The sequence below is a fragment of the Nitrobacter vulgaris genome (assembly GCF_031453995.1).
Taxonomy (GTDB): Bacteria; Pseudomonadota; Alphaproteobacteria; order Rhizobiales; family Xanthobacteraceae; genus Nitrobacter; species Nitrobacter vulgaris.
The window spans coordinates 139,402-160,704 of record NZ_JAVDPZ010000002.1; the positions used below are offsets into that span (position 1 = coordinate 139,402).

Here is a 21,303-nt window from a genome sequence, read left to right on the forward strand (position 1 = left end):
CTGGAATCTAGTCAACTACTTAGCGTACCCCGTGATAATGCTTAAACGTCCAGCATATCCTCGCTGGCGAATTCCGCCTTGTCGGAGATGAAGGCGAAGCGCGCCTCCGCCTTGGTGCCCATCAAACGCTCGACCGAATCCGCCGTATCCTCGCGATCGTCCGCCAGCAGCATCACGCGCAACATTGCGCGCTTTGCCGGGTCCATGGTGGTTTCCTTGAGCTGCGCCGGCATCATCTCGCCGAGCCCTTTGAAGCGGCCGACATCGACCTTGGCGTTGGCGTTGAACTCGCTCTTGAGCAGCGCATCCTTGTGGGCGTCGTCGCGGGCGTAGATCGTCTTGCTACCGTGAGTCAGGCGATAGAGTGGCGGCACCGCGAGGTAAAGGTGACCCTCGTCGATCAGATGCGGCATCTGCCTGTAGAAGAACGTGATCAGCAGCGAAGCGATGTGGGCTCCATCGACGTCGGCGTCCGTCATGATGATGACCCGCGAATAGCGCAAGTCCTCCTCGCGATAATTGGTCCCAGTGCCACAGCCCAGCGCCTGGATTAAGTCAGCCAATTGAGCGTTAGCGACGACCTTGTCTTTGGTCGCCGATGCCACGTTGAGGATTTTGCCGCGTAGAGGAAGCACGGCCTGCGTCTTGCGATCGCGCGCCTGCTTAGCGCTGCCGCCGGCCGAGTCGCCTTCGACGATGAACAGTTCCGAACCTTCGGTCGCGGTGTTGGTGCAGTCGGCAAGCTTGCCGGGCAGGCGCAGCTTCTTCACTGCGCTCTTGCGCGAGGTTTCCTTCTCCGCACGACGGCGCAACCGTTCGTCCGCGCGCTCGATCACAAAATCGAGCAGCTTGTTGGCCTGCACCGGATTGCCGGACAACCAATGATCGAACGGATCCTTGATCGCCTGCTCGACGATCCGCGAGGCTTCGGCGGTGGCAAGGCGGTCCTTGGTCTGGCCCTGAAACTCCGGTTCACGCACGAACACGCTCAGCATCACGGCCGCCCCGACCATCACATCTTCAGAGGTGATTGGCGCGGCGCGCTTGCCGAGGCCGACACGTTCGGCATGATCCCTCAGTCCACGCAGCAGCGCGCTGCGTAAACCGGACTCGTGGGTACCGCCGTCAGGTGTCGGCACCGTGTTGCAGTAGGAGGACAGGAAGCCGTCGGCGTCCGCGGTCCACGCCACCGCCCATTCGCAAGCGCCGTGTGCGCCGTTGCGGCCGGACTTGCCCGAGAAGATGTCGGGATGAACCAGGGTGTCCTTGTGGATCGCGGCGGCGAGATAGTCTTTCAGGCCGCCGGGGAAGTGAAAGGTCGCTTCTGCCGGGACGTCATCGAGGCCCTTGAGCAGCTCCGGCGCGCAACGCCAGCGGATTTCAACACCGCCGAACAGGTACGCCTTCGAGCGCGTCATTTTGAACAGGCGCTGCGGCTTGAACGCGGCCTTTGCACCAAAAATTTCGGTGTCCGGCTTGAAGCGGATGGTGGTGCCGCGGCGGTTGGCTATCCTGCCAAGGTCTTCGAGCTTGCCCCGAGGGTGACCGCGCTCGAAGGTCATCTTGTACAGATTTTGGCTGCGCGCCACTTCCACCTCAAGGAGCGAGGAGAGGGCGTTGACCACGGAGACGCCGACACCGTGCAGGCCGCCGGAGGTCTCGTAAACCTTGGAGTCGAACTTGCCGCCCGAATGCAGCGTGCACATGATGACTTCGAGTGCAGACTTCTTTGGGAACTTGGGGTGTGGGTCGATCGGAATGCCGCGCCCGTTGTCGGTGACGGTAAGGAATCCGTCGGCGGTCAGTTCGACGACGATAAAGGTCGCGTGGCCGGCCAACGCCTCGTCCATGGCGTTGTCGATCACCTCCGCGAACAGGTGGTGCAGCGCCTTCTCGTCAGTCCCGCCGATGTACATTCCGGGACGGCGGCGGACCGGCTCAAGCCCCTCGAGCACCTCGATGTCAGCGGCGGTGTAGCCGGCCTCAGCTCCCGATACGGGTGTTGAAGCTCGGGCGGGGACGCGACCCTTGACGTCCGAAGCCGCGAAAAGATCGTCAGGCTTCTTCTTATTAACGTTCGATTTCAGTGATTTGGCCATAATTATTCAGATACTGCGTACGGCTGCGTATGAAGGAATCGGCTACGCCGACTATGCCATGGTGGTTTCGTGCCGTCCGCGTCTTTGTGACTTGAAGTCGCCGGACGGGGGTGGCTTACCTGTGGCGGGTTTGGCGGGGAAGAGGTTTCCTGGCCGCATTGAGATTTGGCGAGAGGCGCTGTGGAATGGAAGACGTCGCACGTAGCCTGGTCGACTTCGTGCGCGATCATCAGGTTTGGGCTGCCGCTGTCGTTCTGGTGCTTGCTTTCGGCGAATCGCTCGCCTTCATCTCGCTGCTGGTCCCGGCGTGGGGCGTGTTGGTGGCCATCGGCGCGATGATGGGGCCTGGTCAGATCAATTTCTGGCCGGTGTGGGTAGCTGGGGCGGTCGGCGCGGCGCTCGGCGACTGGCTGTCCTATTGGATCGGCTTCACCTTCAAGGAACGGGTCGCTTCGATCTGGCCGCTGTCGCGGCATCCGGGCCTTCTGCCCCGAGGCGTGGCCTTGGTTGAGAAATGGGGTGTCCCATCGATTTATATCGGGCGGTTCTTTGGACCGCTGCGCGCCACCGTGCCACTCGCCGCAGGCATTTTCGAAATGCCGTCCTTGCGATTTCAGTTCGCTAACTGGACATCAGCGCTGATCTGGTCGGCGGTGCTGCTGCTGTTCGGCGACCTGATTTCACGGACCGTCGAATGGGTCTGGAGCGCGATCTGAGTCTCAGCAGCCTCCGCTCTGACGAACGGAGAACCGGCTGTCGCGCAACCACCACAACTGAGTTACAAGCCGCAGACGCGAGCGCGCTCGCGAATGCTAGGATAATGTCATGACCGGCGCAGACACCAGGATGAAAAGCACCGCTTCAAGCGGCGATAAGGCGAGCAGACCGACAGTGTTCGTCGATGGCGCCTCGGGAACGACTGGCCTCGAAATCCGTCAACGGCTTGATCGGCAAGGCGACGTCAATGCCAGGAGCCTCCCTGAGGACAAGCGGAAGGATCCGGCTGCGAAGCGCGCGCTTATGGCGGAAGTTGATCTGGTCATCCTCTGTTTGCCCGACGACGCGGCGAAGGAAACTGTCGCATTGATCGACGACATGGGTGCTGACGCGCCGAAAGTCCTGGACGCCTCGACCGCCTTCCGCGTCGCGCCGGACTGGACCTACGGCTTTCCGGAACTGACGCCGGATCAGGCGGACAGGATCAAGGCGGCGCGCAAGGTTGCGAACCCCGGCTGCTATCCGACCGGATCGATTGCGTTGCTACGGCCACTGACCGATGCCGGCCTGATCCCACGGGACTATCCCGTCACCATCAATGCGGTGAGCGGCTATTCCGGCGGCGGCAAATCGATGATCGAGAGTTTCGAGAAGGGAACCGCACCGGCATTCGAACTCTATGGACTCGGCTTCGAGCACAAGCACCTGCCGGAAACGCAGAAATACGCGAACCTGACGCGACGGCCGATTTTCGCACCGTCGGTCGGCGATTATCGGCAGGGTATGCTGGTGTCGATCCCGCTGCATCTCGATACGTTGCCGGGACAACCCGATGGCGCGACACTCCATGCAGCGCTGGCGAAGCGGTACGCAGGCAGCACCTATGTTTCGGTGATACCACTGGACAGCGCTGCTGCGAAAAGCGGGCGGATCGAGCCGGAGTCGCTGAACGGCAGCAACAGGCTCGAGCTTCATGTCTTCGCCAGCGACAAGCACCGGCAGGCCGTCCTGGTCGCGCGGCTCGACAATCTCGGCAAGGGCGCATCCGGCGCGGCGGTGCAGAACATGCGGCTGATGCTCGGGCTGAAGGATGAGGGGACGGATTAGAAGCGCCGTGAGGAGTGACGAACGCCAGATATTTCAGCCGCACTTTCCAGAGCGCTATTATGAGCCGCTGCGGGTTCCGCAGTATCGCTGATCACAAAGCCAGGAAATCTCAATGAACAAATTCGTCAAGTTCACCGACGCCGCCACCAGCCATGAAATCTTCGTCAACGTGACTCATATCATCGCGGTTACCCCGACTTCAGCAGACCGAACGCAAACGTGGATTCACACGGCAAATCCTCAAAATCCGACGTTCACGATCGACGAGAACGTCGACGCAGTGATGCAGAAGCTAGGCGGTTAGCGTTCCCTTCGGCACCATGCAATCTAATGGCTACTCTTTCGATCTTTCGGAAGGCAGCAACCCGCGTTGGCTGACCCGACCCGGTCGCAAATGACGAGAAGCAGTCATTTGAGCGGTTCAGAAATGCTTCCAGCTAGTCCATCCGGCGTGCGTGCGAATGGTTTCGAATTCTGTGGTAAGTTACGTCCGGTCGGTTTGTTTGTGGGAGATTGCAAATGCCAGGATCATCAGACGCGGTGAGAGTGATCCAGCCCGGCAAGACCTATGTCGGCAAGCAGGGCTTTACCTACGGAGCCGGCGTATCGAAGGAGACGGCTGGAGCAAAGCAGGTCTGTTTGAATGTGCTGCCCATGCCTCCGGGTGCCAAGGCAAAGGTCCATTACCACAAGGGCATCGAGACGATTGCTTACCTTTTGGAAGGTGAATGCGCCGTCTACTATGGCGACACACTTGAGCATCGTCTCGTCGTCAAGGCTGAGGACCAAGTCTATATGCCTGAGGATGTCCCGCATGCTCCATCCAATGAGAGCGGAGCGCCGTGCAAGTGGCTTGTCGTGCATTCATCCGGTAGCGATCAGGACGGCATCGTCCTGCTACCAGACCTTGATGCAATATTGGCGCAGAAGCCGGGCGCGACAGCGTCGTAAGTCATAAATTCGTGCTTCTGCTGTTCGCCCTTTGGGACTGCTGTCCAACTCTGAAATCTCCGTTCCTCGGGGCAGACCGGAAGCGGCGAGCGGGCGATCAAAGCGGCGCTTTTGACCCGAACCGATCACGCATCAGTTAGACAACGATTGATCGGTTCCACGATACCAGATGCTGACTGCTTCCCGCCAATATGGTATATTAGGTCAATGCATCCCAATCCGGGGAGCGTGACCGGCCCTGCCACGCAAAATCAATGCGATAGGCGTTGAGCCGCACGATGGAGGAAGCTATGTCCATCGAAAGCATTCTGAGGCGGAAGGGCCCTGACGTCACAACAATAGGTCCGGAAGCCAATATCAAGAGCGCGGCGGGCTGGCTCCGCGCAAAAAATATAGGCGCGCTCGTGGTGACGAGTGGAAACGCAATTCTTGGCCTCATTTCCGAACGTGAAATCGTTGACGCATTTTTTCGCTACGGCGAGGCAGCCGGGTCGATGCGTGTGAAGGAAATCATGCAGCACGGTGTGACCACCGTGTCCCCGGACGAAAGCGTCACTCGCGTGATGAAACTGATGACGCACCAACGCGTGCGACACTTGCCGGTAGTTCATGGCGGCAAGCTAGCCGGCATCGTCAGCATCGGCGATGTAATCAAGTATCGGCTGGAGGAGCTGGAGCTGGAGGCGAACGTCCTACGTGATGCCTACAGCATCTCGCGTTGACGCCTTAAGCATCGTCTCACAAGCGTGCCCGTGTTTGATCTTGTTCCAATTTGAACGAGGGCCCACTCGCTTGGGCTTGGCGTGCATGCTCGCGCGCACCTTGGGATGCCTGCCATTGGTGGCCCATCGGGCGCAAGCGGGTCATCTCACGAGCGCACGCGACGTAGCTGTCCGGCGCATCCTCGATCGGCGGCTGGCGCTGATCCCTCCTCAATTTGTGCTTTGATCCAAGTCAACATCGGCAAGTTGGGTGCATTCAGGCTTTCTTTTTTTTGAGCCGCGGAGGCATTCAATGAAACTCAGTAGTTTGCTTGCAGGCGCGAGTCTTTTCGTCCTGAGTTCTGTCTCGGCATTTGCTCAGCAGGTCACGGGTGTTCCAGGTTCACCCGGTGCCACGACCACCATCGACGGGAAGCAGATTCCACCGCCCCCGCCAGCATTCGGCGGGATGATCAAGGAGAAGGCCTCGGAGTCAACCGCCTGGTGGGCGCCCCGTGTCGTGCCGCCGAAGGGCGCTCCCAACGTGTTGCTCATCATGACGGACGACCAGGGTTTCGGAGCACCGAGCACCTTCGGCGGTGTTATTCCCACGCCCGCAATGGATCGCATCGCTGCACAGGGCCTGCGGTATACCAATTTCCATTCCACTTCGCTGTGCTCACCGACTCGGGCGGCCCTTATCACCGGCCGCAATCATCATTCGGTCGGCTTCGGAGTGGTCGGTGAAATATCGACGGGATTCCCAGGTTACGACTCGATCATTCCGATCGAGAAGAGCACCATCGGCACTATCCTGAAAGCGAACGGGTACGCGACCTCGTGGTTCGGCAAGGACCACAACACACCCTCGTTCCAGTCGAGCCAGGCAGGGCCTTTCAATCAATGGCCTAACGGCATGGGATTTGAGTACTTTTATGGCTTTGTCGGCGGTGACGCCAGCCAGTGGCAGCCGAACCTGTTCCGCAACACCACGGCTATCTATCCTTTCCAGGGCAATCCCAGCTGGAATCTGGAAACCGCCATGGCCGACGAAGCCATCCAGCACATCAAGCAACTCAAGGAGATTGCGCCCGACAAGCCGTTCTTTGTCTATTACGTGCCAGGCGCAACCCACGCGCCACATCATCCGACACCGGAGTGGATCGAGAAGATCGGCGGTATGCACCTGTTCGATGACGGCTGGAACAAAGTGCGCGAGAAAATCTTCGCCAACCAGAAACGCCTGGGCATTATGCCGGAAAATGCCAAGCTGACGCCGTGGCCGAAGGAATTGCCGCAATGGGACTCGCTCGGTTTGCTGGAGAAGAAACTCTTCATCAAGCAGGCCGATGTCTATGGGGCTTACCTCGCTTACGCAGACCATGAGATCGGCCGCGTCATCCAGGCCATCGAAGATCTCGGAGAGATGAACAACACCTTGATCATCTATATCGGCGGTGACAACGGCGCGAGCGCCGAAGGCATGATCAACGGTACGCCCAACGAGTTCACGACCTTCAATGGTGTCACGGTGCCGGTAAAGGCTCAGTACCTCTGGTACCCATTCTGGGGCTCGGACAAGACTTTCCCGCATTTTGCTGCGCCGTGGGCCTGGGCGATGGACACTCCATTCAAGTGGGTCAAGCAAGTGTCGTCGCATTTTGGTGGGACCGCCCAAGGCATCGTCATGTCCTGGCCTGGCCATATCAACGATGCCGGAGCTATCCGTCGCCAATTCCATCATGTCATCGACATCGCTCCAACCATCCTCGAAGCGACCGGCATTTCGCAACCTGAGACGATCGACGGTTTCAAACAGAGCCCTATGGAAGGGGTGAGTATGGCGTACACATGGGACAGCGCTAACGCCGACGCCAAGACGACGCACACGACTCAATATTTCGAGATGCTCGGGAATCGCGCCATCTATCACGATGGATGGGTTGCGGCCACGACACCGATGACGCTTCCATGGAAGCTAAGCAGCGCGCCTCCACCGGATGTGATCACGGGATACAAGTGGGAGCTTTATAACGTCCAGGAAGACCCTACCCAGTTTAATGATCTGGCCGCCGAGATGCCGGACAAAGTCAAGGAACTGCAAGCTATCTTCGATGTCGAGGCGAAGAAGTACAACGTGCTGCCGCTCGATAACACGACGCTCGCGCGTTGGAATACGCCGCGTCCAAGCCTGACTGCAGGGCAGACGGTATTCACCTATTCGGGCGGACTGACCGGTGTGCCGGCAAGCGCTGCGCCGAGCATCCTCAACAAGTCCTATACCATCACCGCCGAGATCGAGATTCCCGAGGGCGGCGCTGAAGGCATGATCGTCACCGAAGGCGGACGTTTCGGCGGCTACGGGCTGTTTCTGAGCAAGGGTGTGGCGGGCTTTCGGCGGGGCAAGCCTGTGTTCCTCTATAACCTTCTCAACCTGAAGCGCACGATCTGGTCGGGACCGGAGTTGAGCGCGGGCAAGCACACCATCGTTTTCGACTTCAAGCCCGATGGGCCGGGATTGGGAACGGGCGGCACGGGCGTACTTTCAGTTGACGGCAAGGAAGTAGACCGAAAACCCATTGAACACGGCACGCCTGTCGGGTTCTCGGAGGACGAGACCTTCGACGTCGGCCAGGACACCCGCACCGGTGTCGCGATGCTCGAGTATCGCTACGATCCTCCGTTCAAGTTCACGGGCAAGATCAACAAGCTGACGTTCAAGCTCGGACCAGTGCTGAAGGATCCGGCGCAAGCCAAGGCAGAGCTCGGACCAATGCCGGCGCCGGAGCCGGATTCCATTGGCGAGGCGAAGCCTCAAAAACCATCCGCGAACGTTGGAAAGAAATGAAGGGCGCATTGGCGTTCACTGCCGTCAGCGAAGCTGCAACGGGATTGGCACTGCTGATCGCCCCGTCGCTGGTGGACCAGTTGTTGCTGGACGAGCAGCTTTCCGGTGTCGCTGCGCTGATTGCCTTGGGGATAGCCTGCTGGCCAAGGTGGCCGCCACGCGCGGGCATGTTGATCTACAGCGGAGCCGTCGCCCCTATATTTGGCTTACCTCGGTTTCGCAGGCGGATTGAACGGCGTCCTTCTGTGGCTGGCAGTCATCCTTCATCTCATATTGACCGCTCTCTTGATGCGTGGCCCGCAAAGCCGCGACTTATAGCGTTTTCGAGCGAAGTAAAATCCGGTTCGCGTGAAGAAAGCGCATCAAATCAACTGCGTATCTCACGAGCGCACGCGGACATAGCTGCCCGGTGCATCCTCGATCGGTGGTAGCGCGCCGGCCCCGACCTCGCGCGCCGCGATCTCCTTGCCGTCGATATTTCGCAGCCATGCGAGCCAGTCCGGCCACCACGAGCCCTTATGTTCCTCCGCACCCTTCAGCCACTGGGCGAGAGTCTTGTTGCGGAGCTTGTCGTTGGTCCAATACTGGTATTTGCCGCGCGCGGGTGGATTGATCACACCTGCGATGTGGCCCGATCCCGACAGCACGAAGCGTACCGGACCGCCAAAAAAGCGCGAGCCGTACAACACCGATTCCGCCGGCGCGATGTGATCGTCGCGGGTCGCGAGATTGTAGACGGGCACCTTGACCTTCGAAAGGTCGAGCAAGGTATTGTCGAGCACCATCGAGCCGGTGGAAAGGCGATTCTCAAGATAACAGTTTCGCAGATAAAAGGAGTGGTTGGCCGCCGGCATCCGCGTGGCATCTGAATTCCAGTGCAGAAGATCGAAGGCGGGTGGTGCCTTGCCCTTGAGATAGTTGCTGACGACGTAGGACCAGATCAGGTCGTTGGAGCGCAGCATGTTGAAGGTCATCGCCATCTTGCTGCCTTCCAGCACGCCGGACCGCTTCATGTCGCGTTCGAGCGCGGAGATCTGATCCTCGTCAGCGAATATCAGCAGATCGCCGGCATGGGTGAAGTCCACCTGAGCGGCGAAGAAGGTCACCGACCTCACGCGCGGCCGCCGCTTATTCGCAAGCCATGCCAGCGTAGCGGCAAGCAGAGTGCCGCCGACGCAGTAGCCGGCGGTATGCACCTTTGTCTCTCCGGTGGCCTTTTCGATGGCATCCATCGCGGCGAGCGGACCTTCCTTCATGTAGTCCTCGAAGGTCTTTTCCCCGAGCCGTCCGTCCGGATTAACCCAGGATATCACGAACACGGTGATGCCCTGGTCCACACACCACTTGATGTATGATTTCTCCGGCTTGAGATCGAGGATGTAGAACTTGTTGATCCATGGCGGCACGATCAGCAGCGGCGTCCGCAGCACGTTTTCGGTGCTCGGCGAATACTGGATCAGTTGCATCAGTTCGTTCTGATAGATCACTTTGCCCGGCGTCGTCGCCAGGTTGACGCCAACCGCGAGCCCGGCGGAATCTGATTGGCGGATGCGCAGCGCGCCTCTACCGGCCTCGATGTCTTCCGCCAGCATCTTCATGCCGCGCGCCAGATTGTCGGCGTTGGAGGCGAAGGTTTCGCGGAGCACCTCGGGGTTGGTCATCACGAAATTGGATGGCGCGACGGCGTTGGTGAACTGCGTGACGTAGAATTCCGCCTTCTTGCGGGTATGCGGATCGAGATCTTGGGCGTCGCGAACCAGTTCGTTCGTCCATTTCGTCGTCAACAGATACGCCTGCATCAGGAAATCGAAGATCAGGTTCGACCGCCATTCCGGATCAGCGAAGCGTTTGTCGCGCGGTTCCGGCTCGATGGCTGGCCTGACCTCTTCGCCGGCCAGGCGGCGCGCGGCATAACCCCAAAGCTCCATATAGGATGCGCCGAGCTTTGCCTGTAATTCGACGGCCCGGGTCTGGTCCGACAGCCAGTATTCACAGACCGTGCTGACGGTCTTGATCAACTCGGCGAACTCGGTCGGCGAGTTGTCGGGGGTCTGGTCGTGCTCACGAGCCTTAAGATAAGCGGCCAGCGCCCTGCCACCGTTTTGCATGGCATTCGCAAGATTCATCGCGAAGGTGTCGGAGTCGAACCCCGTCTTCGGCTTGGTATCGGTGGATACCTCGCTCATGGACGCGTCTGAGGGCTTGTTCATCATTCCGTCACGCAGGTTGCCAATGGCGGGCATTGGATCATGACATAGTCTTGGGGACTTGTTGCCTGATTCGATGTGGTGCCGTGCGACAACACTTCTTGATCCCGCCATACATGGGCCGTGATGACTCGATTGAAATGGCCGCACCTTCTTGGATTTCGAAGTTTTAATATTTTCGGAAGCATAATGGTCTCGCCTACGATTAGGTTTGATAAAACAAACATTTACCGGCGCAAGCTTGGGCGGGACGATGTGAGCAGCGTGACGGTAGCATCACAACGACGGACGAGCAGACGTGCGGGACCCGTGATCGCCTGCACCGCCGCATTGGCGTTGATGTCGCAGGCGCTCGGAGGCTGCACATCGATTGCCGATCTACCTTTCGAGGCTCCGTCGGGTGCGGCGGAACGGTCCCACGACGTATCATCCTATCCTGCGGTGCATGACCTTCCCGCCCCAAGAGATCATGCGGCGATGGATCGTGCCGAGCAGGCGCGGGTCGAAAAGGAACTGATCGACGCGCGCGACCACCAGGCTCACGCCTCACAGGACCACGGCTCGGAACCCAGATAACTTCGCTCGAAAACGCTATAAAACACGCGAAGTGATGGCAGAGCAGGGTGTCCGTGTTAAAAGAGATGATTCAAGCAGAAGGCTGCGCCTGAAACGTCAGACCTCGACGTCGACGAGCTAACGCTTGAATATGCCAAGCTTTTGAATACACACGTTTTCTGCTGAAGCTTCGTCGACTTCATCGAGGCAATGGGCGATCGCCTCGTCAATCCGGCCTGGAGCCAGGACTTATGGAAGAGTTTTATCGCATCCGCCGTCTGCCGCCTTACGTGTTCGAACAGATCAATCGCGCCAAGGCGGCTGCACGGAACGCCGGAGCCGATATCATCGACCTCGGTATGGGCAACCCGGACTTGCCGACGCCGCGCCACGTCATCGAAAAACTCAAGGAAACCCTCGGCAAACCCAAGACCGACCGCTATTCAGCTTCGCGCGGCATCACCGGCCTGCGGAAGGCTCAGGCGGGTTACTATGCCCGCCGCTTCGGCGTGAAGCTCAATCCCGATACGCAGATCGTGGCGACGCTCGGCTCCAAGGAAGGTTTTGCGAACGTCGCTCAGGCAATCACCGCGCCGGGCGACGTGGTGCTCTGTCCAAACCCCAGCTACCCGATTCATGCATTCGGCTTTTTGATGGCTGGCGGCGTGATCCGCTCCGTGCCGTCGTCGCCGACGCCGGATTTTTTCGCCGCCTGCGAGCGCGCGATCATCCATTCCATTCCGAAACCGATCGGGCTGATCGTCTGCTACCCGTCGAACCCGACGGCACAGGTGGCGAGTCTCGATTTCTACAAGGATCTCGTCGCGTTCGCGAAGAAGCACGAGATCTTCATTCTGTCCGATCTCGCTTATTCCGAAGTCTATTTCGACGATAACCCGCCGCCTTCGGTGCTACAGGTGCCCGGCGCTTTCGACGTCACCGTGGAGTTCACCTCGATGTCGAAGACGTTTTCGATGGCCGGCTGGCGCATCGGTTTCGCGGTCGGCAACGAACGCATCATCGCGGCGCTGGCGCGTGTCAAATCCTACCTCGATTACGGGGCTTTCACGCCCGTGCAGGTGGCGGCCACGGCGGCGCTGAACGGCCCCGACACCTGCATCCGGGAGATGCGCGAGATCTATCGCAAGCGCCGTGATATACTGGTTGAATCGTTCGGCCGTGCCGGATGGGTGATTCCGCCACCTCAGGCCTCCATGTTCGCATGGGCGCCGCTGCCCGAACGTTTTCGTGATCTCGGGAGCATGCAGTTCTCGACCCTGATGGTTGAGAAATCGGGCGTCGTGGTTTCGCCCGGTGTCGGTTTCGGCGAGCACGGCGAAGGTTATGTCCGCATCGCCATGGTGGAAAACGAGCAGAGAATTCGCCAGGCCGCACGGGGCGTTCGCCACTTCCTTGAAAGCGGCATTGAAACGTTGCACAACGTGGTTCCTCTCGCCAACCGGCGGTAGGCGCCAGTCCGGAGAACGGCTTTCCGGTCTTTCGCTCGGATCGTGCCCTGCACGCCGGTTTTCCAGCAGGTTTGTTATGGTCGCACCACTGAAAGTGGGCATCGCGGGGCTCGGAACTGTCGGGTCCGCCGTCGTCCGACTGATAGAACAGCAAAGCCGCGCGCTGTCAGCACGCTGCGGACGCGGCGTTCGCGTCGTCGCTGTTGCAGCGCGCTCGAAAACCAAGAAACGCGACGTCGACCTTACCGACATAGCATGGGCTAAGGACGCGCTGGCGCTGGCGAACGATCCCGGCATTGACTGCTTCGTTGAGCTGATGGGCGGTTCAGGCGATCCGGCGCACTCGGCGATCGAGGCGGCCCTGAAATCCGGCAAGTCGGTGGTGACGGCCAACAAGGCGCTGATCGCCAAGCACGGTCTGCGGCTCGCCGCTCTCGCCGAACAACACCACGGCGCGTTGAACTACGAAGCCGCGGTCGGCGCCGCCATTCCCGTCATCAAGACGCTGCGCGAAGGGCTTGCGGGAACCACGATCAATCGCGTCTACGGCATTCTCAATGGCACCTGTAACTACATCCTGACGCGGATGGAGAAGGAAGGCCTGTCGTTCGCCGAATGCCTGAAGGACGCCCAGCGTCTCGGCTATGCCGAAGCCGATCCGTCGTTCGATGTGGACGGGCACGACACCGCGCAAAAGCTGTCGATCCTGGCGAGCCTGGCTTTCGGCACGCGTGTTGCGCAGAGCGCGGTCTATGTCGAAGGCATTTCCTCGATCGCGCCGGAGGATCTTCGCGCCGCTGAGGAACTTGGCTACCGGGTCAAGCTGCTGGGGGTCGCGGTGCGAACCTCAAAAGGCATCGAGCAGCGGGTGCATCCGACCATGGTGCCGAAGACGTCGTCTATCGCACAGGTCATGGGCGTCACCAACGCGGTGACCATCGATGGCGACGGCATCCCTCCGATCACGCTTGTCGGTCCGGGTGCCGGCGGAGCCGCGACTGCGTCCGCCGTGGTGGCAGATATCGCCGATGTCGCGTCCGGCATTCGGGCTTTGCCGTTCGGCCGTCCCACGGCGAAGCTGCGCGCGACCGAGAAGGCACCGATGGAGCGCCACGAGGGCGGTTATTACATCAGGCTGATGGCACGCGATTTCGCCGGCACCGCTGCGACCATCGCCACGCGGCTGGCCGAGCAGAAGATTTCAATCGAATCGATCGTCCAGCGTCATCCCAACGGCAAGCTGGATGACGAGGAATCCGACACGCCGACTTCGCCGGTTCCGGTGCTCCTGATCACCTATGCAACCCACGAGGATGCGGTGCATCGCGCGCTCCATGCGGTGCGGGCTGACAAGGTCATCACGGGCCGCCCGCAGGTCATACGAATCGAGAAGAATTGAACGAGGATTTTCGTGCCGACGCAGGGGCCTCCACGCTGCCCGAGGGAGTTGAGACGATGCCGACACAGAATTCCGTCCCGCCGGAGCAGGTGCGCGAGCGCCTCCTGACGCTCGAGATCGCGCGCGTGACGGAGCGGGCGGCGGTGTCGGCGGCGCGGCTGCGCGGGCGCGGCATGGAAAAGGCGTCCGATCAGGCTGCGGTCGATGCGATGCGACGCGAACTCAACAAATTGCCGATCAACGGCACGGTCGTGATCGGCGAGGGCGAGATCGACGAGGCGCCGATGCTGTTCATCGGTGAGAAAGTCGGCAACACACGCGGCCCCCAGGTCGATATCGCCGTCGATCCGCTCGAGGGGACTGTGCTGTGCGCCAAGAACATGCCGGGCGCAATCGCCACCATCGCGATGGCCGAAAGCGGCACGCTGCTTCACGCACCGGACTGCTACATGGACAAGATCGCGATCGGTCCCGGCTATCCGAAGGGCACGGTGGATCTCGACGCGCCGGTCGAAGAAAACATCATCAATCTGGCCAAGGCCAAGGGCGTCAAGCCGACTGACATCACTGCCATCCTGCTTGACCGGCCGCGCCATGCGGCGAAGATCGCCGCGCTTCGCAAACTCGGCGCCGCGGTGAGCCTTATCAGCGACGGGGACGTCACCGGCGTCATTCACACCGCGGAGCCGCGAACGGGAATCGACATTTATCTCGGTAGCGGCGGCGCGCCGGAAGGCGTGCTTTCGGCAGCGGCGCTCCGCTGCATCGGCGGCCAGATGCAGACCCGTCTCATTATCGACAGCGAGGTGCTCCGCGAGCGTACCCTGAAAATGGGGATCAAGGATCCGAGAAAGAAATACGAGATCGAGGATATGGTGAAAGGCGATTGCCTGTTTGCCGCTACAGGCGTGACGACGGGCTCGCTGCTGTCGGGTGTCCGGTTCCGCAAGAACAGGATCGAGACCGAAACGGTGGTGATGCGGTCCGCGACCGAGACCATGCGTCGCATCAAGGCCGAACATCGCAAGATAGATAAGTTCGACCTGGATTGAACCAGACCCCAAGGCCCGCGATAAGGCCGGCGACGTTGTTGGCTTTATACGGATATCGCAAGGCACGGACGACAACATGACCTTGCCAGCCTCCGCGTTGCCGATCGAAGCGCCTGATGCCTTTCTCGGTGTGTCGCATTCGGCGACCGGCCGTCTGTGGCGTGACCGCCTCGATCCGCGCGGCACGGCGCGCGCACTGGCGATCACTCAGCGCCATCGGCTACCGGAAATGCTGGCGCGGGTGATCGCCGGACGTGGCGTCGAAATCGATGCCGTTGAGGATTTTCTCGATCCCACCATCCGCCGGCTGATGCCCGATCCATTCACCGTGACGCAAATGGAGGCGGCCGCCAAGCGGCTCGCAGATGCCGCGATGCGCGGCGAGAAGGTTGCGATCTTCGGCGATTACGACGTCGACGGCGCGACCTCTGCGGCGCTTCTCGCCTGGCATCTGCGACATTGCGGCCTCGATCCGCTGATCCATATCCCGGACCGCATTTTCGAAGGCTATGGTCCGAACGTCGATGCGATCGACACGCTCGCGGGCAGGGGCGCGACGTTGCTGGTGACCGTGGACTGCGGCACCACGAGCATCGAGCCGCTGGCGGTCGCAAGACAGCGGGGCATGTCGGTCGTCGTAATCGACCATCACCAATGTGGCGACGACCTGCCCGAGGTCGAGGCGCTGGTGAATCCGAACCGGCCGGACGATCTTTCCGGGCTCGGACATCTCGCCGCCGTCGGTCTCGTATTGGTGACGCTGGTCGCGTTGAACCGCGAGCTGCGCCAGCGCGGCTTCTGGGGTGACGAGCGGCCGGAGCCGGATCTCCTGAACATGCTGCATCATGTCGCGCTCGGCACGGTCGCCGACGTCGCGCCGCTGACCGGCCTTAACCGTGCCTTCGTCGCGAAGGGGTTGATCGCGCTGCGCCGCCGCGATCATGTCGGCCATACCGCGCTGATGGACGTGGCGCGGCTGAACGGTCCGCCGGAAGCCTGGCATCTCGGTTTCATGCTGGGACCGCGCATCAATGCCGGAGGCCGCATCGGACGCGCCGATCTCGGCGTGCGGCTGCTGCTGGAAGGCGATGTCTCGGAAGCTGCGCGGATCGCCGCCGAACTCGATCGCCTCAATACCGAGCGCCGCGTGATCGAGCAGGCGGCCGAAGCGCAGGCCGAAGCCGAGGCGCTGGCCTCGCTTGGTCTCGAGGACAAAGGATCTGTCATCGTCACGGCGTCCGAGGGCTGGCATCCGGGCGTGGTCGGTCTCGTCGCGTCGCGGCTCAAGGACAAATTCTCGCGGCCCGCTTTCGTTGTCGCGCTGGAGCCCGGCGGCATCGGGACCGGATCGGGCCGTTCCATCGGCGGCGTCGATCTCGGCAGGGCGGTACGGGGGGCCGTGGCAGACGGCGTTCTGCTCAAGGGCGGCGGCCACGCCATGGCGGCCGGCGTCACGCTGCGGAAAGAACGGCTCGCGGAATTCCGCGCCTACATGGAAACAGCGCTGGCCGCCGATGTCGCGCGGTCGCGCCATGTCCGCGAGCTTTTCATTGATGGCGCGGTCAGCGCGCGGGCGGCGACGCCCGAGTTCGTGGCGACGCTCAATCGCGCGGGACCGTTCGGCGCGGGCAACCCCGAGCCGGTGGTGGCGTTGCCGTCGCACCAGTTGATCCATGCCGACGAGGTCGGGCAGGCGCATCTTCGGTTGCGATTCAAATCCGGAGACGGGGCTATCGTGAACGGCATCGCGTTTCGCGCGGTCGGCCAGCCGCTCGGCAACGCGCTGGCGCAAATGCGGGGGCAGCCGTTGCATGTCGCGGGATCGCTGGCAGTGGACCGCTGGCAGGGCGCGGAGCGTGTGCAGTTGCGCGTGGTGGATGTGGCGACGCCCGATCCCGGGCCAGCGGTTATTCGCTGATCGATTGTTGCGCTGACCGCAATCGTTGGAAGGCAAGGTGCCAGGTTATTGTGCGCGCAGTCGTCCAAGCACCTCGAGTCCGGCATAGCCGTCGGTCGGCAATCCGACGCGGGTCTGAAAATCCTTCACTGCCTTCATGGTGTCGTTGCCGACGCGGCCGTCGGTGCCGCCGGTATCGAATCCGGCTTTGGTCAGGCGCGTCTGCACTTCCTGCACTTCCGCGAGCGTGAGCGCACGTTCCGAACCGGGGAATGGATGAAGGAAAGGCGACGCCCCGAGAATGCGATCGCCGAGATGGCAAATTGCCAATGCATAGTTCATCGACGGATTATAGCTGCGAACCGCGTAGAAATTCGGCCCAAGCAGGAACACCGGGCCGCCCGGTTCCGGGATCCAGAGTTTGGCCGATGCATTCGGCTGCGGAAACGCCTTGCCGTCGGCGCGTTGCACGCCGGCCGCCGCCCACGCGGCATAACTGCGGCTGCCGCTCGCGCCGCCGGGTGCGCGCACCTCATAACCCCAATGTTCGCCGCGATGATATTTCCCACGGTTGACCAGATAGCGCGCGGTCGAGCCCAGCGCGTCGTCGGGTTTTCCAAATGGCGAGACCCGGCCGTCGTGATCGTAGTCCATGCCGACGTTGAGCCAGACCTCGGGCATCCATTGGGTGTGTCCCATCGCGCCGGCCCATGAGCCGCGCATCTCTTCGGGCGTGCTCCAACCCTTGTTCACGATGCGCAATGCATTGATCAGTTCGGTTTCCCAATAGCTGCGCCGTCGTGGTTCATTCCAGGCGAGCGCTGCCAGTGAAGGAAACACCGGGCGCATGTGGTTCTTCTGAACCAGCGGATCGCCGAACGCGGATTCAACCCCCCACAGTGCCAGCAGTGTGCCGCGCTCGACGCCGAAATCGTGTTCGATCCGCGCGAACAGTGCCTCGTTCTTCCGAAGCGCCTCCTTGCCCGCGGTGATCCGCCAGTCCGAGACGCGACGGTTGATGTATTGCCAGGTCTTTTCGTGGAACTCCGGCTGGTTGCGCATCTGCTTGAACACGCTCATGTCCGGCTCGATCCGGCCCATGCAGCGGCTCCAAGTCGCGTCTGAGATGCCCTTTGCCAGCGCGCGGGCGCGAAAGCCGTCGCGCCATGGCTCGAAGCCCTGAGGCGGGGCGGCAAGAGCGGGGAAGGGCGCAAGCGCTGCCAACGCTCCAAGGCATTGCAGCGCGCTGCGCCGGCTGAGCCGGATGTGAGAATCGAGGATTGTCATGCAACGAGCATAACGGAGGGAAGCACCCCGCAGCAAAGCCTCATTGCGTTGCGGGAACCTCGACTCCTCGGACAGCCTTCGGGATCAGTGCTTGTTAGGTTGTCAGTCCTTGGCGCGCTCGACGTAAGAGCCGTCCTCGGTCATGACCACGATCCGCGTGCCGACGCCGACATGGGGCGGCACGCCGGTGCGGACGCCGTTCGACAGCACCGCGGGCTTGTAGGATGAGGAGGCGGTCTGCCCCTTGGTGACCGGCTCGGTGTCGACCACTTCGAGCGTCACCCGCTGCGGTAGCGTGATCGCCACCGGCACCATGTCGTGCAGGGACAGTTTCACCACCATGTTTTCCTGCAGGTAGGGCGCGGCGTTGCCCACGACCTCCTTAGGCACCTGAACCTGATCGTAGGTCTCCGCATTCATGAAGTGGAAGCCGTCGGCGTCTTCATAGAGGAACGTGAAGTTGTGATCCTCGATGGTGGCGCGTTCGACCTGGTCTGTGGTCTTGTAGCGCTCGGAAATTTTCACGCCGTCGCTGATCCGCCGCATCTCGATTTGGCTGACCGGGGTTCCCTTGCCGGGGTGGATGTTCTCCGCGGTGAGGACCACGTAGAGCTTGCCGTCTTGCTCGATGACGTTGCCCTTGCGAATAGAACTGGCGATAACTCTCACGGCTGGATTTCCTAAGGTTTGGCTCGAGACCGGTCCGGACGGGGGCGTCCTGCGGCCGTTGAGGCGGCTTCGGGCCGCAACATACTGATTTGGTTCGCTCGCGCCAGTGGGTTGCGGCTAATTCCGGTCGATTGCTGAGGATGGATGAATCGGATTTCACCCTGGTGGGACCGGGCAAGGCACGCGGACCGGAGGCCGTTTCTGGAAGCGCGCAGGACCGTGACGAAGGCGCTGCGGGCCTGGTTCGACACGCAGGGGTTCGTCGAGGTCGAAACCGGCGTTTTGCAGGTGTCGCCGGGCAACGAAACCCACCTTCACGCGCTCAGCACCACGCTGATGATACCGGGCGGCGACCAAGTCGCGCGCCACTTGCGCACTTCCCCGGAATTCGCCTGCAAAAAGCTGCTGGCGGCCGGTGAACAGAAGATCGTGGAGTTCGCGCGGGCGTTTCGGGATCGCGAGCATGGCGTGCTGCATCTACCCGAATTCACCATGCTGGAGTGGTATCGCGCTGGCAGTTCCTATGACGTCGTCATAGCCGACTGTATCGCCGTGATCGCCATTGCGGCGCAAGCGACCGGGATTCCGAGATTTTCATTTCGCGGCCGGCAGGCCGATCCGTTCGTCGAGCCGGAGCGGTTGACGGTCGCTGCCGCGTTCGACCGTTTCGCGGGGATCGACCTCCTGAGTACCGTCGTCGGCCGCGAGGGTGACCGCCCGGCCCTGGCCGCGGCGGCGCAGGGGAAGGTGCGGATCACGGACGACGATAATTGGTCGGATATCTTCAGCAAGGTGCTCGTCGAGCATGTCGAGCCCCATCTCGGGCAGGGCCGGTTGACGGTGCTATTCGAATATCCCGCGCCGGAAGCCGCGCTCGCGCGCGTCAGTCCGTCCGACAACCGTGTCGCCGAGCGTTTCGAGATCTATGCCTGCGGCGTTGAGCTTGCGAACGGCTTTGGCGAATTGACCGACGCCGCAGAACAGCGCATCCGTTTCGTGCAAGCGATGAACGACAAGCAACGCCGCTACGGCGAGCGCTATCCGCTGGATGAGGATTTTCTTGCGGCCGTGGCCCGAATGCCGGAAGCGGGCGGAGTGGCGCTGGGCTTGGATCGGCTGGTGATGCTGGCGAGCGGAGCGTCGAGAATCGATCAGGTAGTATGGGCGCCGCCCGCGGAGGATGCATGAGCGTCAAGACCGACAGGAGCGTCGTTTCGACATTACGGCGGCCGGAAGACCTGATCGCCCATGGCCTCGCGCCCGCATCAGGGCTGGCCGATCTCGAGAAGGTTGCCGCGCGCTATGCGATCGCGATCACGCCGCACGTCGCCGCCCTGATCGATCCGACCGATCCCGATGATCCGATCGCGCGGCAATATCTCCCAAGCGCCAATGAATTGGCTGCACAACCGGGCGAACGCGCCGACCCGATCGGCGATCACGCCCATTCCCCGGTGGACGGCATCGTTCATCGTTATCCCGACCGGGTGCTGCTCAAGCTCGTTCACGTCTGCGCTGTCTACTGCCGGTTCTGCTTCCGTCGCGAGATGGTGGGACCTGCCAAGGAAACGGCGCTATCGAAATCCGCAACCGCGGGCGCGCTCGATTACATCCGGTCGCATCCGGCAGTCTGGGAAGTGATCCTGACCGGCGGCGATCCGCTGATGCTGTCGCCGCGGCGGCTGGCCGAAATCATGGGCGAACTTGCCGCAATCGATCACGTCAGGGTCGTCCGCGTCCATACGCGCGTGCCGGTGGCCGATCCCGCTCGGGTCACTGACGAGATGGCGGCGGCCCTGCGGATGGACGGCGCCACGACATGGCTGGCGCTGCACGCCAATCACCCGCGCGAACTGACCGCGGCGGCGCGGTCGGCCTGCGCGCGGATTGTCGACGCTGGCATTCCCATGGTCAGCCAGTCGGTGCTGCTGCGCGGCGTCAACGATGACGCAGCAACGCTGGAGACGCTGATGCGCGCCTTCGTCGAATGCCGCATCAAGCCATACTATCTGCATCACGGGGATCTCGCGCCGGGCACCGCACATCTGCGAACCACCCTGGAAAAAGGCCAGGTTTTAATGCGTGCGCTACGTGGTCGCGTGTCCGGCTTGTGTCAGCCGGATTATGTTCTCGATATTCCCGGCGGGCACGGAAAGGTGCCTGTGGGACCGGATTATCTATCGCGCTCAGATTTAATATCCGGGGAAGGTGAACATGGTCCAAAATTGCGTTATCGTATTACCGACTATTGTGGCGGCGTTCACCTTTATCCGCCGGTATTGTAGAGGTTCGTTTGTCCGGCTGGCTTAGTCACAGATCAATCGCGGAACGTTTGCGCGTTCTCA

At 61.4% G+C, this 21,303-nt stretch carries 17 protein-coding genes; 13 read left to right on the plus strand and 4 right to left on the minus strand.

What is annotated here, in order from left to right:
* Positions 1-41: 41 nt before the first annotated feature.
* Positions 42-2,099: a DNA topoisomerase IV subunit B gene (parE, locus tag GGQ85_RS01705; RefSeq protein ID WP_309773070.1), complete on the minus strand. Its 2,058-nt coding sequence runs from the start codon at positions 2,097-2,099 to the stop codon at positions 42-44.
* 185 nt (positions 2,100-2,284) lie between these two features.
* Here parE and GGQ85_RS01710 point away from each other — a divergent pair, with 185 nt between their 5' ends.
* The 6 genes from GGQ85_RS01710 to GGQ85_RS01735 all read left to right on the plus strand — a co-directional run bounded on the left by GGQ85_RS01710 (position 2,285) and on the right by GGQ85_RS01735 (position 8,423).
* Entirely contained in the window at positions 2,285-2,815 is a 531-nt protein-coding gene (locus tag GGQ85_RS01710; protein ID WP_079446797.1) for a DedA family protein, read from the plus strand.
* Between the two features lie 109 nt (positions 2,816-2,924).
* Positions 2,925-3,923 carry an N-acetyl-gamma-glutamyl-phosphate reductase gene (argC, locus tag GGQ85_RS01715; RefSeq protein ID WP_309773073.1) on the plus strand — a complete coding sequence of 333 codons (999 nt, stop codon included), beginning with the start codon at positions 2,925-2,927 and terminating at the stop codon, positions 3,921-3,923.
* A 112-nt stretch (positions 3,924-4,035) separates the two neighbouring features.
* Positions 4,036-4,227: a hypothetical protein gene (locus GGQ85_RS01720; protein ID WP_079446795.1), complete on the plus strand. Its 192-nt coding sequence runs from the start codon at positions 4,036-4,038 to the stop codon at positions 4,225-4,227.
* A gap of 215 nt (positions 4,228-4,442) precedes the next feature.
* Complete coding sequence (locus GGQ85_RS01725; protein ID WP_309773076.1) at positions 4,443-4,874, plus strand: cupin domain-containing protein; 432 nt, start codon at positions 4,443-4,445, stop codon at positions 4,872-4,874.
* A gap of 290 nt (positions 4,875-5,164) precedes the next feature.
* Positions 5,165-5,596, plus strand: coding sequence for a CBS domain-containing protein (locus GGQ85_RS01730; protein WP_201789015.1), 432 nt, complete (start codon positions 5,165-5,167; stop codon positions 5,594-5,596).
* A 292-nt stretch (positions 5,597-5,888) separates the two neighbouring features.
* Positions 5,889-8,423 carry an arylsulfatase gene (locus GGQ85_RS01735; protein WP_309773077.1) on the plus strand — a complete coding sequence of 845 codons (2,535 nt, stop codon included), beginning with the start codon at positions 5,889-5,891 and terminating at the stop codon, positions 8,421-8,423.
* Positions 8,424-8,803: 380 nt separating this feature from the next.
* On the opposite strand, the gene phaC is transcribed toward GGQ85_RS01735, so the two are convergent.
* Positions 8,804-10,609, minus strand: coding sequence for a class I poly(R)-hydroxyalkanoic acid synthase (phaC, locus tag GGQ85_RS01740; RefSeq protein ID WP_079447017.1), 1,806 nt, complete (start codon positions 10,607-10,609; stop codon positions 8,804-8,806).
* A gap of 330 nt (positions 10,610-10,939) precedes the next feature.
* On the opposite strand from phaC, the gene GGQ85_RS01745 reads away from it, so the two are divergent.
* The 5 genes from GGQ85_RS01745 to recJ all read left to right on the plus strand — a co-directional run bounded on the left by GGQ85_RS01745 (position 10,940) and on the right by recJ (position 17,023).
* Entirely contained in the window at positions 10,940-11,206 is a 267-nt protein-coding gene (locus GGQ85_RS01745; RefSeq protein ID WP_244553479.1) for a hypothetical protein, read from the plus strand.
* Positions 11,207-11,436: 230 nt separating this feature from the next.
* Positions 11,437-12,654 (plus strand): LL-diaminopimelate aminotransferase, encoded by a 1,218-nt coding sequence (locus GGQ85_RS01750; RefSeq protein ID WP_079446791.1) that lies wholly within the window; start codon positions 11,437-11,439, stop codon positions 12,652-12,654.
* Positions 12,655-12,730: 76 nt separating this feature from the next.
* A complete protein-coding gene (locus GGQ85_RS01755) occupies positions 12,731-14,053 on the plus strand; it encodes a homoserine dehydrogenase (RefSeq protein ID WP_079446790.1) in 1,323 nt (440 codons plus the stop codon).
* Positions 14,054-14,109: 56 nt separating this feature from the next.
* Positions 14,110-15,105 carry a class II fructose-bisphosphatase gene (gene glpX, locus GGQ85_RS01760; RefSeq protein WP_309773080.1) on the plus strand — a complete coding sequence of 332 codons (996 nt, stop codon included), beginning with the start codon at positions 14,110-14,112 and terminating at the stop codon, positions 15,103-15,105.
* Positions 15,106-15,181: 76 nt separating this feature from the next.
* Complete coding sequence (gene recJ, locus GGQ85_RS01765; RefSeq protein WP_309773082.1) at positions 15,182-17,023, plus strand: single-stranded-DNA-specific exonuclease RecJ; 1,842 nt, start codon at positions 15,182-15,184, stop codon at positions 17,021-17,023.
* Positions 17,024-17,068: 45 nt separating this feature from the next.
* Here recJ and GGQ85_RS01770 read toward each other — a convergent pair whose 3' ends face one another.
* A complete protein-coding gene (locus GGQ85_RS01770; RefSeq protein WP_309773083.1) occupies positions 17,069-18,289 on the minus strand; it encodes a lytic murein transglycosylase in 1,221 nt (406 codons plus the stop codon).
* Positions 18,290-18,391: 102 nt separating this feature from the next.
* The gene (gene efp / locus GGQ85_RS01775) at positions 18,392-18,958 is read right to left on the minus strand and encodes an elongation factor P (protein ID WP_079446787.1); all 567 of its coding nucleotides are present in this window, start codon (positions 18,956-18,958) and stop codon (positions 18,392-18,394) included.
* Positions 18,959-19,102: 144 nt separating this feature from the next.
* On the opposite strand from efp, the gene epmA reads away from it, so the two are divergent.
* Together epmA and GGQ85_RS01785 are read left to right on the plus strand one after the other, a co-directional pair.
* Positions 19,103-20,146, plus strand: coding sequence for an EF-P lysine aminoacylase EpmA (epmA, locus tag GGQ85_RS01780; protein ID WP_309773085.1), 1,044 nt, complete (start codon positions 19,103-19,105; stop codon positions 20,144-20,146).
* Complete coding sequence (locus GGQ85_RS01785) at positions 20,143-21,243, plus strand: lysine-2,3-aminomutase-like protein (protein ID WP_309773088.1); 1,101 nt, start codon at positions 20,143-20,145, stop codon at positions 21,241-21,243. Before epmA ends, GGQ85_RS01785 begins: the two co-directional genes overlap by 4 nt.
* Positions 21,244-21,303 lie beyond the last annotated feature (60 nt).

Bases quoted from the DNA above. Each gene is read 5' to 3' on its own strand.
- parE (WP_309773070.1), bottom strand. From the start codon at position 2,099: ATGGCCAAATCACTGAAATCGAACGTTAATAAGAAGAAGCCTGACGAT.
- GGQ85_RS01710 (WP_079446797.1), top strand. From the start codon at position 2,285: ATGGAAGACGTCGCACGTAGCCTGGTCGACTTCGTGCGCGATCATCAG.
- argC (WP_309773073.1), top strand. From the start codon at position 2,925: ATGACCGGCGCAGACACCAGGATGAAAAGCACCGCTTCAAGCGGCGAT.
- GGQ85_RS01720 (WP_079446795.1), top strand. From the start codon at position 4,036: ATGAACAAATTCGTCAAGTTCACCGACGCCGCCACCAGCCATGAAATC.
- GGQ85_RS01725 (WP_309773076.1), top strand. From the start codon at position 4,443: ATGCCAGGATCATCAGACGCGGTGAGAGTGATCCAGCCCGGCAAGACC.
- GGQ85_RS01730 (WP_201789015.1), top strand. From the start codon at position 5,165: ATGTCCATCGAAAGCATTCTGAGGCGGAAGGGCCCTGACGTCACAACA.
- GGQ85_RS01735 (WP_309773077.1), top strand. From the start codon at position 5,889: ATGAAACTCAGTAGTTTGCTTGCAGGCGCGAGTCTTTTCGTCCTGAGT.
- phaC (WP_079447017.1), bottom strand. From the start codon at position 10,609: ATGAGCGAGGTATCCACCGATACCAAGCCGAAGACGGGGTTCGACTCC.
- GGQ85_RS01750 (WP_079446791.1), top strand. From the start codon at position 11,437: ATGGAAGAGTTTTATCGCATCCGCCGTCTGCCGCCTTACGTGTTCGAA.
- GGQ85_RS01755 (WP_079446790.1), top strand. From the start codon at position 12,731: ATGGTCGCACCACTGAAAGTGGGCATCGCGGGGCTCGGAACTGTCGGG.
- glpX (WP_309773080.1), top strand. From the start codon at position 14,110: ATGCCGACACAGAATTCCGTCCCGCCGGAGCAGGTGCGCGAGCGCCTC.
- recJ (WP_309773082.1), top strand. From the start codon at position 15,182: ATGACCTTGCCAGCCTCCGCGTTGCCGATCGAAGCGCCTGATGCCTTT.
- GGQ85_RS01770 (WP_309773083.1), bottom strand. From the start codon at position 18,289: ATGACAATCCTCGATTCTCACATCCGGCTCAGCCGGCGCAGCGCGCTG.
- epmA (WP_309773085.1), top strand. From the start codon at position 19,103: ATGAATCGGATTTCACCCTGGTGGGACCGGGCAAGGCACGCGGACCGG.
- GGQ85_RS01785 (WP_309773088.1), top strand. From the start codon at position 20,143: ATGAGCGTCAAGACCGACAGGAGCGTCGTTTCGACATTACGGCGGCCG.